We start from the raw sequence: 15,475 nt of genomic DNA, 5'->3' as shown, positions 1-15,475 counted from the left end.
TTGCTGCAAATTTACCGCGAGGTCAAAGCGCGAGGCCGCACCATGCAATTTTGGGGCGACATCATCATGGCCCATCCCGAACTGGCCACCGCACTGCCCCGCGATGTGATTGCTTTGGAATGGGGCTACGATGCGGAGCATCCCTTTGCTGACCACGGGGCCAAATTTGCCGCTTCCGGCGTGCCGTTTTACGTGTGCCCTGGCACGTCCAGTTGGAACACGGTGGCCGGACGCACCGATAATGCCCTGGGTAATTTGCGCAGCGCCGCCGAAAATGGCCTTGAGCATGGCGCTGTGGGCTACCTCAACACCGATTGGGGCGATAATGGCCACTGGCAGCCTCTGCCGGTCAGTTACCTGGGGTATGCGGCCGGGGCGGCTTTCTCTTGGGCTTATGCGGCCAACCGCGAACTTGACCTGGCCGAAGTTTTGAGCCGGTATGCGTTTTGGGATGGGGCCGGGGTGATAGGCCGTTTGGTGTATGACCTGGGCAATGCCTATTTACAAACCGGACTGCTCACGCCCAATAGCACCAGTCTTTTCCATATTTTGCAAAACCCGCCGGAGAAAATTGCCGGTTATGACCAATTGACGGCTGCGAATTTGCAAAAAACGCTGGCCTACCTTGACCAGGTGCTGACCCCTCTGACCAAAGCGCAAATCAACCGGCCCGACGCCGACCTCATCCGGCGCGAGTTGTCCTGGGCCGCCGCCATGCTGCGCCACGCCTGCCGCCGCGGGAGGTGGGCCTTAGGCCGGGAACAGGATCAGGAGGAGATTGACTTGCGCCGGCAATTGGCTCAAGAGGCCGACCAACTTCTGGCCGAACATCGTAAAATCTGGCTGGCCCGCAATCGGCCCGGCGGGTTTAAGGATAGCCAGGCTCGGTTGGAAAAGATGAAGCGTGATTATGATCCTCAAACGTAGGATGCGGTCAGGGTGCCAAAAATCAGGACGCCGATAAACGCCGGTTTTGTCTTTCTTGTCTGAGGCACTTATCTGCGTCTCCTGGAATGGATTATGGAAACCGGAAGCCCCCCCATCATTTCGGTTAAAAGTTTGGTTAAAACCTTTAAGGTCGCCCGGCGCGAGGAGGGACTCACTGGCGCGGTCAAATACCTTTTTTCCAGGGATTATGAGGTGGTCAAGGCGGTTGATGGGATTAGTTTTGACATCTTTTCGGGGGAAATGGTGGGCTACATTGGCCGAAATGGGGCGGGCAAGTCTACCACCATCAAAATGTTGACCGGCATCCTGGTTCCGTCCGGGGGCAAGATTGAGGTGAATGGCCTGACCCCGCACCAGAAACGCTCGGAAAACGCCCAAAACATCGGGGTGGTGTTTGGCCAGCGCACGCAATTGAATTGGGACATCCCCGTCATCGAGACGTTCCGGCTGCTCAAAGAAGTTTATCAGATCCCCACCACAACCTACCGCCAGAACCTGGGCCGCTTTTCAGACCTCTTGGGTCTGGCTGAATTGTTGAAAAAGCCGGTCAGAAAACTGAGTTTGGGCCAGCGTATGCGCTGCGATCTGGCCGCGTCTTTTTTGCACAATCCCAAAATTGTGTACCTGGACGAGCCGACGATTGGTTTGGACATTGTGGCCAAAGAGAGTATTCGGGGGTTTATTAAATCCATCAATCGGGAACAGGGCACCACCGTTATCCTCACCACCCACGACCTGGAAGACATCGAGGACATCTGCGAACGCACCATCATTATTGACCAGGGTCGGGTGGTGTATGATGGCGGCATCAAAGAGATAAAGGACAAATTTGGCCGGTACAAAATTCTTACTTTTGAGGTCAAAGACAGGCTCTCAGGTGTTTTGGCTGCTGCCTGGCCGCCCGGCATGGAACTTCAGGAAACCGGCGAGCATCACTTCAAGGTGCGGATTGATCGGGACTTGACCTCTGCCTCGGAGGCAACACAATACATCATTGACCAATACAGTGTGTTAGATATTAGCATTGAGGAAACCAGTATCGAGGCGGTGGTCAAGAAGATTTACCAGGAAGGCTGGCATGAGGCGGGTTAAGTCTATCAGGAAATACCTGATCCTAACCGAACAGGCGCTGCAAGCGGCCCTGGCCTACCGGATGCGATTTTTTATCTCGTTGCTTTCGGGATTGGTGCAGGCGTTGGTGCTGTACTACATCTGGCAGGTGGTTTACCTTAAGCACGACGAACTCAATGGTTTTACGCTGTCGCAGATGGTCACTTACGTTTTTATCAGTTACGCTGTCAAAAATCTGTATAGTTTTTATACGGAAATTGGCATTTCCAGCAAAATTCGAGATGGCAGCGTGGCCATGGAGTTGATTAAGCCCTTGAGTTATCAATGGGCCAGATTTTTTGAGTCGTTGGGGCCGGTGGTGATCGAAGGTATTCTCATTGGCTTGATTGTTCTGGGGGTAGGCTTTGCCTTTTTCAAAATAGACGGCCCGGCCAACGGGGTCGCGGGAGGGATATTTTTGGTCAGTTTGGGCTTGAGCGTGTTGGTCAACTTTTGCCTCAGTTACATTGTAGGCCTTTTTTCCTTTTGGACAACCGGCATGTTTGGCTTGGTCAACAGCAAACGTTTTATTGTTGACTTCTTCTCCGGCAGTTTGGTGCCCCTGGCTTTTTTCCCGGCGTGGTTAAAAAATGTGGCCTTGGCCCTGCCTTTTCACGCCATTGTTTATTTGCCGGTGTCCATTTACTTGGGCCAGATTGAGGGGCGGCAGATGTATTATGCCCTGTTGACGCAATTGATGTGGGTGGTTATTTTGTGGACGTTGGGCCACGTGATGTGGTCGCAAGCCTCAAAAAGGGTCACTATTCACGGAGGATAGTTTGATCAGATACCTCAAACTCTACGTAAGGTTGTGGGCCTTAAGTGTTCAGGCGCAGATGGAGTATAAGGTAGATTTTATCCTGGGCAATGTCACCACCATTTTGGGCCAGGTGGTCGGCCTGGCTTTTGTGTGGGTCATTTTTCAAAACATTGGCGACCTCAACGGCTGGACTTTGCCCCAGATCATGCTCATCTACGGGATTGCGGCCCTGCCGTTTGGCTTGGTGGAATTATTTTTCAACGGGCCGTGGCGGCTCAATTATTTGGTCAGAATGGGCGAATTCGACCGCCTGCTGGTTCGACCGGGTGGCCCTTTGTTCTTTTTGTTGAGCAGTGAAGCAGCCCTGCACGGTTTGGGAGATTTTTTTACCGGGCTGGTGATTATCGCTGTGGCTGCAAACAATCTCCACCTGTCCTGGACGGTGGCCAATATCGGCTTTTTAACGCTGGCCGTGGCCTGTGGTACCCTCATCTATGTCTCGATATATTTGGGCGCCGCCACTACCGCTTTTTGGTTTATTGGAGCCAGCACCTCGATTATGTACTTGGCGCACAGCCTGAGGAATTTCTCCACGTACCCGCTGACCATCTACGCCAGGCCGATCCAAATTCTACTCACCTGGATTGCGCCGTTTGCCTTTACCAGCTTCTTTCCGGCCACCTTTCTTTTGGGCGTAAAGACATACTATCCTTTTGTTTTGTTCATCCCGGTCATCGCCGTTGTTTGTTTTGGCCTGGCCTATGGTTCTTGGCGGATTGGGCTGAACCAATATCAGAGTACCGGCTCATAGTTTACAGAGCCTTCATTGTTAAAAAGAAAGGATCATCCTTATGTACAAATTTGGACAGGAAGAACTGGAAGCCATTGGCAAGGTGATAGAAGCCGGTTGGCTGTTTCGTTACGGCGGCGAGCCAAACAGCCTGCACCAGGTGGAACAATTTGAACAGAAATTCGCCGCCCGCATGCAGTCGCCTTATGCGGTGGCCGTTACCGGCGGCACGGCGGCGCTGGTCTGCGCCCTGGTGGGGCTGGGTATTGGCCCCGGCGACGAGGTAATTGTGCCCGGTTACACCTTTATTGCCACGGCCGCTGCCGTGGTTGAGGCGCGGGCCGTGCCGGTGATTGTCGAAATTGATGAAACGCTGACCCTGGACGTAAACGACGTGCGCCGGAAAATCACGCCGCATACCAAGGCCATCATCCCGGTGCACATGGCGGGTATCCCCTGTAACCTTGATCCGCTCCTGGAATTGGCTCGGGAACACAATCTATACGTCATTGAGGACGCCTGCCAGGCGGTTGGCGGCGCATACAAGGGCCGGCCCTTGGATAGCTTGGGCGATGCCGGAGCATTTAGTCTCAATTTTTACAAGATCATCGGCGTTGGCGAAGGCGGCGTGGCCGTAACCCAAAATCGCGCCGTGTATGACCGGATGCGTATGCACCACGATTGTGGGGTCAGTTTTTGGGGCGAGGATATTCCTGAAGATAAACCCGTTATCCCCGGCATCAACTACCGCATGAACGAAGTGCTGGGCGCTTTTGCCCTGGTGCAGTTGGGCCGTCTGGATTCATTCCTGGCCGGTATGCGGCCGATCAAACAGCGTGTCCACGATACGGTGGCCGGCTCTCTCACTCCCGCCCCTACCAACGACCTTGAAGGTGATTGCGGCACCACCCTGCATTTTCAATTTGATACGGTGGAAACAGCGGCCCGGTTTGAGGCGTTGTTGAATGAGCGCAATTTGGGCGCGGTGCGGCCCATCAACACCGGCCGCCACATCTATGCCAATTGGGAATTTATTATGAACAAAGCCAACGTCAGCCCGCAGTGGAACGTGTGGGGGCCGCCCCACTACACCGGCCAGGTAAAGTACGCGCCGGATATGTGCCCCCGCACCCTGGACATTACGGCCCGCACCGTGGCCCTTGACACCAATCCCTTCTGGACCGAGTCTGAGGTCAACACGTTGCTGGATCATCTGTTTGCTGCGGCCAGGACGCTGTAGAAAGAAGCTCTCCTGCTATGGCCGATATGCTGGTTAAATTGTACAACTTACCCCCCCTGGAGCCGGTGCTGGCCCGGCAGCGAGAGGAAGGCGTGGAGATTCGCCGTGCGCTGGCTGCCGAAAAACACATGGTCATCAACTGGGTGGCCAAACGCTTCAGCCCCTTGTGGATCAGTGAATGTGACGTGGCTTTTGCCCAAGTGCCGATCGCCTGCCTGATTGCCGTTGACGCCGCTCAGCGCCAATTGTTTGGCTTCACTTGTTATGATGCAGTATGCCGGAATTTTTTTGGCCCCGTTGGCGTTGACGAAGCGCAGCGGGGGCGGGGCATCGGCAAAGCTCTCCTCTTGAAGTGCCTGCACGAAATGGCGGCGCAGGGATATGCCTATGCCATTATCCCCTGGGTGGGGCCAAAGGAATTTTACGCCAACTTGGTTGGGGCCATTGAGATTGAAGGCTCCGAGCCGGGCGTTTATGGGACGTTATTGAAATACTAATTGGAGGTAAAAAATGAGACCCTTGAGCAAAGTTGCTCCCGATTGGTGGGATTACACCACCCTGGACCGTGAAATTCTGGATGAGGCGGCCCGGCTGACGGCCGATGATCTCTTGCAGCTTTCACGGCCCGGTTTTACGGTAAAGTTCTATCACACCATCGAAGATTTTTATCTGGCCGAAGCCCTGGAATACATCACCGCCTGGAGGCAAGCCACGGCCGGCCAACCGGCCGGTATTTGCGGCCCCATTGGCCCTACCGAACAACTGCCGCTGGTGGCCCGGCTGGTAAATGAATTGGAGCTGGATCTGTGCCATGCCCATTTTTGGGCCATGGATGAATGGGTGCTTGATGGGCAGTCTGTGCCCGTCACCCACCACCTGAGTTTTGAAAAAGCGGATCGGGAGTTGTGTTTCAATCTAATCCGGCCAGACCTGCGCATGCCCGAAGAAAATTTGCACTTTCCCCGCACCGACCTGAGTGAATACCTGGCCAGTTGGGACCAGGCGCGCTGTGTGGTGATGCAGGGCGGCCAGGGCGAAGTAAAACATTGGGCTTTTAATGATCCGCTCCCGCGCCAGGGCCAATACAAAAACGCTCCTCCCTCGCCGGAAGAATACCGTAAACTGACCACCCGCCTGGTTGATCTGCACCCGATGACGCTTATCCAAAACGCGCGTACCTCTGGGGGCGGTGTGGTGCAAAACGTGCCCGGTCAGGCGCTTACCGTTGGCCCGGTAGAAACATGGAAAGCGGAAAAGGTATCCATTTGGCATGCCGGCGCCCACGATAACCCGTTTGGCATGCGCTTGACCACCCTGATGATCTCCAAAAAGATACCCGACAGCGCCGTGCCGATGTCGTTGCTGGCCGATCATCCCCATGTGCAATTCAATTTTTATCGTCCCAATATCGGCGTTTGCACTGCCGAAATGCACTAACATCCCTTGGACTTAATGGCGGGCTGGTCAGCCTGAAACGCCGGAAACCGCCCCAACTGTAATCCGATAATAATGGCCGAGCTATACTGCTCGGCGTCAAATGGTTTATCGGTGGGAAGTATCTGGTTTGAGTGAACCACTTGCAAGAGCCAAAATGTCAACAGAACCTAAACGTTCAACCCCATAGGTAAAAGAGAGCTTGAAATGATTGGAAATTTGAAACACTATCAGGCTGAGGTAGAGCAGGAACTCAAAACCAATATTTTGCCGTTTCATATAGCCCACACCCTTGACCGGGAAAATGGTGGGTTTTACGGAAGCCTCAACAATGCGTTGGCAATCAAAAAGGATGCCCCCAAGGGCTTGATCCACAATGCCCGGCTGCTGTGGACGTACTCGCACGTTTATCGCGTTTTGGCTGACCCCGTTTATCTTGAAACGGCTGATCGGGCCTACCATTACCTGCTGGACAATTTTTGGGATGATGAATGGGGCGGATTTTTCTGGTTGCTTGACTACCGGGGCCAACCGATTAAGATGCTCAAGATGACCTACGGCCAGGCTTTTGGTATTTACGGGGTTTCAGAGTATTACCTGGCCACCGGCCATCAGCCAAGCCTGGCTAAAGCCCTTGAAATTTACCGGTTGCTTGAACAACATTGTTACGACCGCCAGGCGTCGGGCTATTTTGAAGGAGCGCAGCGGGACTGGTCGCTGATGGGTGGGCTGAAATTGGGTGAAGAAGATGTGGCGGCGCAAAAGTCCATGAACACCCATCTACACCTGATGGAAGCCTTTACCAATCTTTTGCGGGCCGGGGATGATGCCGGCCTTAAGACCAAACAAAAAGAGTTGATTTTGGCGACGCTTGATCATATTATTGATCCGGCCACCGCTCACTTTAAGCTGTTTTTTGACGAAACTTGGCGCTCACTGTCTGCTCAAGTTTCTTATGGCCACGACATTGAGGGTAGTTGGTTGTTGGTGGAAGCCGGGGAGGTGTTGGGCGATGACAACCTGCTGGCCCGCCTTAAGGACGTGGCCCTGAAAATGGCCCAGGCCACTTACGAAGAAGGATTTGACGAGGACGGCGGCCTGTTCTACCAGGGCGACCCCACCGGCATTATTGACCCTGCCAAACATTGGTGGCCCCAGGCGGAAGCAATGGTGGGGTTTTTGAGCGCCTATCAATTGAGCCGTCATCAGCCGTTTCTGCAAGCGTCTCTCAAAAGTTGGGACTTTATCAAACAATATCTCATTGACCGGGAGCATGGCGAGTGGTTTTGGGGAGTTGACAAAACCGGACGGCCCCTCAACCGGGAAAAAGCCGGAATGTGGAAAAGCCCCTATCATAATAGCCGGGCCTGCCTTGAAGTGAGCCAAAGAGTGGACAAAATTTTAAGCCACCAGGGAGATTAATGACCACTACCACTTTCAGCCATCAAAGAGAAAACTTGCTCCAGTTTCAGGCCGAACACCCTTGCCAAAAAATCACTGTAGCTAATGTCCAATGGGAATACCTGGTTGGCGGTAAAGGGCCGGAAACCCTCTTATTCTTGAACGGGGGGTTACGAATTGCTGAAACCGCTTTTGCCTATGTTCAGTTATTTGAACCCGCTTATCGTGTTATTGTCCCAACTTATCCTCCTCTTTGGCATATTGACGAAATTGTTGATGGGATTGTGGCTATTCTTGAGCAGGAACAAATCCAAAATGTGTTTGTGTTAGGGCAATCCTATGGCGGTATGGTTGCTCAAGTAATGGTTCAACGGTATCCGGCCCGGATAAAGAAGCTTGTTTTGAGTAGCGCCGGTCCCCTTTCCGCACCACGCTTACAGCGAGCGGCCTTGACGCTTATCTTGGCCCTTGCCCCAATGTTGCCGGGTAAAATGGTCAAGAACATTTACCAGAAGAGTATTTTTCAAATTTTGTCTGTGCCGGGAAATCAGCGAGATTTTTGGCAGGTATACCTTGCTCAGATTTTTGAGAAGCGTTTGAGCAAAGCAGACGTTCTGAGCCATTTTCGTACCGGGGCCGATACGTTAAAAAAATATGGATATGACCAGGTGGGGGGGAAACCCTGGCCCGGCGAGGTGTTGGTTATAGGTGGAGAGAATGATCCGGTGAGCACAGAAGCCGATAGAACCAAGATCGTAGCTTTTTATCCAAATACCCGGCTCAAAATTGTGGCTGATGCCGGGCATGCAATCGTTCTGTCAAAGCCCAATGAATATGCAGCCAGTATAAAAACATTCTTTGCTCAAAATTGAGAAAATCCGCCCAACAAGGCCAATGTTGCGGAGTGTCAAAGCAGGCTTTTGGTGAGGTGATATGGCCTGTTCTGGCGTTTTAAATGGGGGCAAATTGCCCTGGCAAAGTAGATTTTTCTGGGCAGGGCGTTTTGTTTGGGTAGGGCCTCGTCTGATGGCAGCGACTGTTCGTGTAGTTGCTGCTTGGTAGGGTTAGCTTGTGAAATTTTACCGTCTACATATCTCCCACCCATAACTTCCATACAAATGATTTCAAATTGCAAGCCAAAGCAGGCGGAAGCCTGGTCTACAATACTTCCGATTTTGATTGGAAAAAACTCCTGCAAGCCCCCGATGACCTTGCCCAAAACTTGGTTCACTATCTCAACGGTTACAGCCCCGAAGTGCAAGACATCATTGAAAAGTTCGACTTTCGGCGTCAAATTAGCCGCTTGCAATCATCCAAACTGATCTACCCCATCATGCAACGATTCCTTCGGGTTGACCTGCACCCCGCCGAGGTAGACAATCATAACTGATCCGTAGATTTAGCGAGCAATACACCGAAACAGCCGGTGAACACTTCACCCCGCGTGAAGTCATTTGGTTGATGGTTGAGTTGATCTTCAGCGAAGATGACGAAGTTTTGCACGTGCCCCATAAAATCCGTAAAGTCTACGACCCCGCGTGTGGCACCGGCGGAATGTTGTCGGTGGCCAGAGAGTATATTATCCAGCGCAACAAAAAGGCCAATGTGGTTCTCTTTGGGCAAGAATTGAATCCCAGCGCTTATGCGGTTGCCAAATCCGATATGCTATTGAAAGGGGAAGACCCGGACAACATTGTATTTGGCAACAGCTTTAGCGATGACGGTTATCGCGGGCAAACCTTCAACATCATGCTCTCCAATCCTCCTTTTTGCGTCTCCTGGAAAAAGGTTGAATGGATCATCAAACAGGAGCACGAGAGCCAGGGGAAAAACGGACGTTTTGGAGCCGGGTTGCCCCGCATCAACGATGGCGCGCTGCTCTTTTTGCAGCACATGCTCAGCAAAATGGATAACGAGGAGGGCAGCCGCATTGCCATCATTTTCAACGGCTCGCCGCTGTTTACGGGCGATGCCGGCAGTGGTGAAAGTGAAATCCGCCGTTGGATTATAGAAAACGATTGGTTGGAAGGTATTGTGGCCCTGCCCGACCAGCTTTTTTATAACACCGGCATTAACACCTACATTTGGGTGCTGACCAACAGCAAGAGCAAAAAACGCAAAGATAAAGTACAGTTGGTGAATGCCGTTGATTTTTACCAAAAGATGCGCAAAAGCCTGGGCAGTAAACGGCACCAAATCAGTGAGGCTCAAATTGCGGAGATCGCTGGCATTTACCGCCGGTTTGCTGAGGAAGAAAATTGTCGCATCTATCCCAAGCATTTCTTTGGCTACCGCAAAGTCCGCATTGATCGTCCCCTGCGCCTCAACTTCCAAAACACCCCGGAGCGAATTGCCCGCTTGGAAGAACAATCAGCCTTTCAAAATTTAGCCAAAAGCAAAAAGAAAATTCCTGCCATCCGTGAAGCCGATGAAGCCGCCGGGCGGGAGCAACAGGCCGCCATCCGGGCGATGCTGAATGATTTGCCTGCCGGGTTGATAGATGATCGGGCCAAATTTTTGAAAGTGTTGCGCCAAACCGCCAAACAACATCAGCTCAAACTCAGCCCCAACCTGACCAAAGCCATTGTGGCCGCTTTAGGTGAAACCGACCCTGCCGCCAAAATCTGCTTTGACAAAAACGGCAAACCGGAGCCGGACACCGACCTGCGCGACTACGAAAATATTCCCCTGCCGGCAGGAGAAGTCGGGCTTTTCCAAAAAAGCCCGACTTCTGAAACCGCCGAGCCAGATAAAGAAGTTGAGCTTTTTCAAAAAAGCTCAACTTCTGAACTGGGCGACTCCTGGCTGGATGAAAAAGTACCGCTCACCGAAGACGTGTGGGACTATTTTAACCGGGAAGTAAAACCCCACGTGGACGACGCTTTTATTGACACCAATTTTACCGATGAAAAAGACGGCCGGGTGGGGCGTGTGGGCTACGAGATTAGCTTTACCCGCTACTTTTACCGTTACCGGCCGCCCCGCGAGTTGGCCGAAATTGAGGACGACATCAGAACGCTTGAGCGTGAGATTATTGATTTGTTGGCCCAGGTTGGCGGTAACGGGATAAATCCAGAAGTCGGGCTTTTTGAAAAAAGCCCGACTTCTGAGCCAAACGATGACGATGACGGGGTGAGGGTTTAATGGGAATTAAACCGTACCCAAAATACAAGCCATCCGGTCTTGATTCAATTGACACAGTGCCGGAACATTGGGAAATACGTCGGCTTAAACATATTGCGGCTACCGCATTTAGCAATGTGGATAAGCACTCAAGAGATGAAGATATTCCTGTTAGGCTTTGTAACTATACTGACGTGTACTACAACGATTTCATCACAGCAGATTTGGAGCTAATGCCGTCTACCGCTTCACCAAGTGAAGTGCGAAGATTCGGGTTGAAGCAAGGGGATGTAATTGTTACAAAGGATTCCGAGTCTTGGGATGATATTGCAGTTCCTGCTTTGGTTACCGAAGAATTCAAAGATGTCGTATGTGGGTATCATTTGGCTCTCATTCGACCACATGAGACTCGGGTAGATGGGCGTTATTTATTTCGATCATTTTCTTCATTTGGAATTGATGACCAATATAAAATGGCGGCAAATGGTATCACCCGTTATGGATTGGGAAAATATGACTTGGATAATTCCTTGTTCTTGATACCCCCACTTGCCGAACAACAAGCCATCGCCAACTTCCTCGACCAAGAAACCGCCGTGATTGACACCCTCATTGCCAAAAAACGCCAACTGATTGAACGTCTCCAAGAAAAACGCACCACCCTTATCAGCCACGCCGTCACCAAAGGGCTTGACCCCACTGCGCCAATGAAGGATAGCGGTGTCGAGTGGCTGGGGGAGATTCCTGAGCATTGGCAGTTAGTAAAGATTAAATTTATTGCAAACCCAAGGGGAGATGCTATCAAAACAGGTCCTTTTGGCAGCCAATTGCTTTCATCAGAGATGATGTCCGGTGAAATTAAAGTTTACAACCAGCGAAATGTCATAGATCGCGATCTTACTCAAGGTGAAAACTACATCTCAAAAGAGAAATATGCAGACCTGCGGGCTTTTACCGTGTATCCTGGTGATATTCTTATCACAACACGTGGTACAATCGGGAGATGTGTGATTGTACCAGATGATGCAGAGTTGGGTATTTTACATCCTTGCTTAATGCGTATTCAACCAAATCCTCAAAAACTCTTTTCTAGGTTTCTTGTTCTACTTATCCAGGACAGTTTCCTGATTCAAAGTCAGCTTTTTGAGATGAGTAACTCAACCACTATTGAAGTTATCTATTCTGGTACTATGAGAGAGGTCAAAATACCTCTTCCTGACATTTCCGAACAAATAGCCATTGTCGCCTACCTGGATCGGGAAATTACTCACCTTGGCACTCTCATTGAAAGAGTTGAACAAGCTATTGAACGACTAAAGGAATACCGCACCGCTCTCATCTCAGCCGCAGTCACCGGCAAAATTGATGTGCGGGAGTAACAAGAAGTTCAACTTTTTTAAAAAGTTGAACTTCTATTTTTCTAACAGCCAATGACCAAAACTATCTACGTCTCCGGCGAATACTATCACCTCTATAATCGCGGCGTAAACCGCCAGCCAATTTTTTTTACCCGGCGCAATTGGGGCTTTTTCATTCAGCGTTTGGCCGACTATTTTCAGCCCGACCTTGTTGACATCATCGCTTATTGCCTGATGCCCAACCATTACCATTTGCTGGTTCATCTAAAAAGTGAAAATTTTAGCCACGCGGTGATGCAACCTTTTGGTACATCCTATACCAAAGCCATCAATAAAGAACAACAGCGGGTTGGGTCTCTTTTTCAAGGACGGTTCAAAGGTAAGCACGTTGATAATCAAGCTTACTTAACCCATTTAACCCGGTACATTCATCGTAATCCCGTTGAAGCCCGTTTGGTAACGTCACCCGCAAAATGGGTTTTCTCCAGCTACCAGGATTACATTGGATTAAGGAACGGCAAATTACCCAAACCCAATATCATCCTGGCTCAATTTGCTTCTGTAGCTGACTATCGCGCTTACGTAGAAGATCAAGATGAAGATGATAAAATTATAGAGCATCTGCTGTTTGACTGAGATGGGTTTAGAAGTTTAGAAGTTCAACTTTTCTAAAAAGTTGAACTTCTAACCGGAGAAAACAGGATGGACATCAGCGAAAAAGGATTTGAAGACCAAATAGAAGAACATCTTCATACGGCGTATGGTTTTCGCCAACGCAATGGCCGCAAGCACAACCCCCATTACGACCTGAAACATTGTGTTGACCCCGACATACTGCTTGAGTTTATCATCAACACCCAAAAAGAAGAATGGCAGCGGCTAAAAGAACAACACGGCACGGCGGTTGTCCCCAAATTCCTCAGCCGCCTGGATAGCCAGATCAGGCGGCGAGGCACCTTACACGTTTTGCGCAACGGCATCAAAGATTTTGGCTGTTTTTTTGAACTGGCCTATTTTCAACCCGCCACCACGCTTAATCCGGAACACCAAGCCAAGTTTGCCCAAAATATCTTTTCGGTGATGCGGCAGGTGCAATACAGCGCCAAAAATAACAACAGCATTGATCTGGTCATTTTTCTTAACGGCCTGCCCATTGTTACCATTGAACTCAAAAACAAACTGACCGGGCAAAACGCCATCAACGCCATTTTGCAATACCAGCGTGACCGCGACCCGCGCGGCGAACCCTTGCTTTCTTTCAAACGCTGCCTGGTCCATTTTGCCGTAGATGGCGATAGCGTTTATATGACCACCCATCTCAAGGGGCAGGCCACTCATTTTTTGCCCTTCAATCGAGGTGATGATCATGGTGGGGCGGGCAACCCCATCAACCCCAATGGCTACGCCAGTAGCTATCTTTGGGAAGAAATCCTGGCCCCTGCTAACCTGCTAGAATTGGTCGCCAGCTTTATTTTTGTCGAGGTTGACCCCGATGATGGCGGTGAAAAACTCATCTTTCCTCGTTATCACCAATGGCACGCCGTGCGTCACCTTCTGGCCCAGGCCAAAGAACATGGGGTTGGACATAACTACCTCATTCAACATAGCGCCGGTAGCGGCAAAAGTAAAACCATTGCCTGGCTCTCTCACCGGCTGGCTTCTCTGCACGATGCCCACAACCAGCGCGTCTTTGACTCCGTCATCGTTATCACCGACCGGCGCATCCTTGATAAACAGCTTCGCAACGCCGTTTTGCAGTTTGAAAAACAAAGTGGGGTGGTGCAAGCTATTGACAAAGATAGCCAACAATTACTTGAAGCCCTTGAAGGCGGCAGTGAAATTGTGGTTACTACCTTACAAAAATTCCCGGTTGTCATTCAAAAAATTCAGGAGCTTGAAAAAGAAGAAGCGGGCACAATTGAAGCCTTTGAAGGCGCGATGCGGGGACGCCGTTTTACCATTATTGCCGATGAAGCCCACTCTTCCCAAAGCGGCGAAACCAGCAAGAGTATTAAACAGGTGCTCTCGGTAGATGATGCAAGTAGTGAAAGAAGTCCAACTTTTATTAAAAGTTGGACTTCTGATGCTTCTGACGAACTGGCTTCTGATGAACCGCTAACGGGTGAAGACCTGATTAATGCCAGCATGAGCAAGCGTGGCCGCCAGCGCAACCTTAGTTTTTTTGGTTTCACCGCCACCCCCAAACAAAAAACCCTGGAGCTATTTGGCGAAGAACAACCGGACGGCAGTTTTCAACCCTCTCACCTCTACTCGATGCGTCAGGCCATTGAAGAAAAATTCATTCTTGACGTGCTGACCAACTACACCACCTATACCACCTACTTCAATTTGCTCAAAAAAATCGAAGATGACCCGCGTTACCCCAAAAGCAAGGCAATTGGGCAAATGAAGCGTTACGTCAGCCTGCATGAGTTCACCATTGCCCAAAAAACCGAGATTATGGTTGAGCATTTTTGGGAAACAACGCGCCATCGTATTCCCAACCCCGCCGGAAAGGGGCAGGCTAAGGCAATGGTCGTCACCCGCAGCCGCTTACACGCCGTGCGCTACAAACTCGCCTTTGATAAATATCTCAAAAAGCAAGGTTATGATATTGCGGCGCTGGTCGCCTTCTCTGGTGAAATCGAAGATAGCGGTAAAAAATATACCGAGGCAAGTATGAACGGCTTCCCCGACACGCAAACAGCCGGAACCTTTAATAAACCCGGTTACCGTTTTTTGATTGTGGCTGAAAAGTTCCAAACCGGTTTTGACCAGCCGCTGCTGCACACCATGTATGTGGATAAAGTATTGACCGGCGTCAACGCTGTGCAAACATTAAGCCGTCTTAATCGCACCCACCCCGCCAAAACCGAGACAATGGTGCTTGATTTTGCCAACAAAGCTGAAGATATTCAAAAGGCGTTTCAGCCTTACTACGAAACCACGCTACTCAGTGAAGGTAGCGATCCCAATAAACTCTACGATCTATATGATACGCTGGCCGATTTCCAACTCTACACCCCCGAAGAAGTTGCCGCAGTAGCCGAACTCTTTCTGCGGCAAGGCGAAAAGGCCAAAAATTTACAACCCCTACTCCGTACTGTTGTTACCCGCTTTAACTATTTAACCGACCCGGCCCGCCAAGATGAGTTTCGCCATTATCTGCACAATTACGTCCGCCAATATGCCTTTTTGTCGCAGGTTATGCCCTTTCAAGATGCAGATTTAGAGCGACTTTATTTATTATCCTATAAAACCTCAGCCTATGGCTGAGCGACTCGATTAGGTTCGACGGTTCCGGCGTGAGT

14 protein-coding genes are annotated in these 15,475 nt (G+C 50.6%); all 14 read left to right on the top strand.

Annotated features, from left to right (window positions below):
* The coding region (locus JW953_06940; protein ID MBN1992424.1) for a glycoside hydrolase at window positions 1-927 on the top strand (927 nt) is incomplete at its 5' end.
* 93 nt (window positions 928-1,020) lie between these two features.
* Entirely contained in the window at window positions 1,021-2,040 is a 1,020-nt protein-coding gene (locus JW953_06935; GenBank protein MBN1992423.1) for an ATP-binding cassette domain-containing protein, read from the top strand.
* The gene (locus JW953_06930; protein ID MBN1992422.1) at window positions 2,027-2,836 is read left to right on the top strand and encodes an ABC-2 family transporter protein; all 810 of its coding nucleotides are present in this window, start codon (window positions 2,027-2,029) and stop codon (window positions 2,834-2,836) included. Before JW953_06935 ends, JW953_06930 begins: the two co-directional genes overlap by 14 nt.
* A 1-nt stretch (window position 2,837) precedes the next feature.
* Complete coding sequence (locus JW953_06925; protein ID MBN1992421.1) at window positions 2,838-3,629, top strand: ABC-2 family transporter protein; 792 nt, start codon at window positions 2,838-2,840, stop codon at window positions 3,627-3,629.
* A gap of 40 nt (window positions 3,630-3,669) precedes the next feature.
* Window positions 3,670-4,848 (top strand): aminotransferase class I/II-fold pyridoxal phosphate-dependent enzyme, encoded by a 1,179-nt coding sequence (locus JW953_06920; GenBank protein ID MBN1992420.1) that lies wholly within the window; start codon window positions 3,670-3,672, stop codon window positions 4,846-4,848.
* 17 nt (window positions 4,849-4,865) lie between these two features.
* Window positions 4,866-5,345 (top strand): GNAT family N-acetyltransferase, encoded by a 480-nt coding sequence (locus JW953_06915; protein ID MBN1992419.1) that lies wholly within the window; start codon window positions 4,866-4,868, stop codon window positions 5,343-5,345.
* Between the two features lie 13 nt (window positions 5,346-5,358).
* Window positions 5,359-6,285: a glucosamine-6-phosphate isomerase gene (locus JW953_06910; protein MBN1992418.1), complete on the top strand. Its 927-nt coding sequence runs from the start codon at window positions 5,359-5,361 to the stop codon at window positions 6,283-6,285.
* Window positions 6,286-6,489: 204 nt separating this feature from the next.
* Window positions 6,490-7,704, top strand: coding sequence for an AGE family epimerase/isomerase (locus tag JW953_06905; protein MBN1992417.1), 1,215 nt, complete (start codon window positions 6,490-6,492; stop codon window positions 7,702-7,704).
* Window positions 7,704-8,555, top strand: coding sequence for an alpha/beta hydrolase (locus JW953_06900; GenBank protein MBN1992416.1), 852 nt, complete (start codon window positions 7,704-7,706; stop codon window positions 8,553-8,555). Before JW953_06905 ends, JW953_06900 begins: the two co-directional genes overlap by 1 nt.
* 257 nt (window positions 8,556-8,812) lie before the next feature.
* Window positions 8,813-9,073 (top strand): hypothetical protein, encoded by a 261-nt coding sequence (locus JW953_06895; GenBank protein MBN1992415.1) that lies wholly within the window; start codon window positions 8,813-8,815, stop codon window positions 9,071-9,073.
* Entirely contained in the window at window positions 9,070-10,827 is a 1,758-nt protein-coding gene (locus JW953_06890) for an N-6 DNA methylase (GenBank protein ID MBN1992414.1), read from the top strand. Before JW953_06895 ends, JW953_06890 begins: the two co-directional genes overlap by 4 nt.
* Entirely contained in the window at window positions 10,827-12,185 is a 1,359-nt protein-coding gene (locus JW953_06885; GenBank protein MBN1992413.1) for a restriction endonuclease subunit S, read from the top strand. The genes JW953_06890 and JW953_06885 overlap by 1 nt, the downstream gene beginning before the upstream one ends.
* Window positions 12,186-12,236: 51 nt before the next feature.
* Entirely contained in the window at window positions 12,237-12,800 is a 564-nt protein-coding gene (locus JW953_06880) for a transposase (GenBank protein MBN1992412.1), read from the top strand.
* Window positions 12,801-12,866: 66 nt separating this feature from the next.
* Window positions 12,867-15,440, top strand: a complete 2,574-nt coding sequence (locus JW953_06875; protein ID MBN1992411.1) for a type I restriction endonuclease subunit R — start codon at window positions 12,867-12,869, stop codon at window positions 15,438-15,440.
* Window positions 15,441-15,475 lie beyond the last annotated feature (35 nt).

The organism is Anaerolineae bacterium (assembly GCA_016931895.1).
Lineage (GTDB): Bacteria > Chloroflexota > Anaerolineae > 4572-78 > J111 > JAFGNV01.
This window is presented reverse-complemented; position numbering and strand designations above follow the sequence as displayed.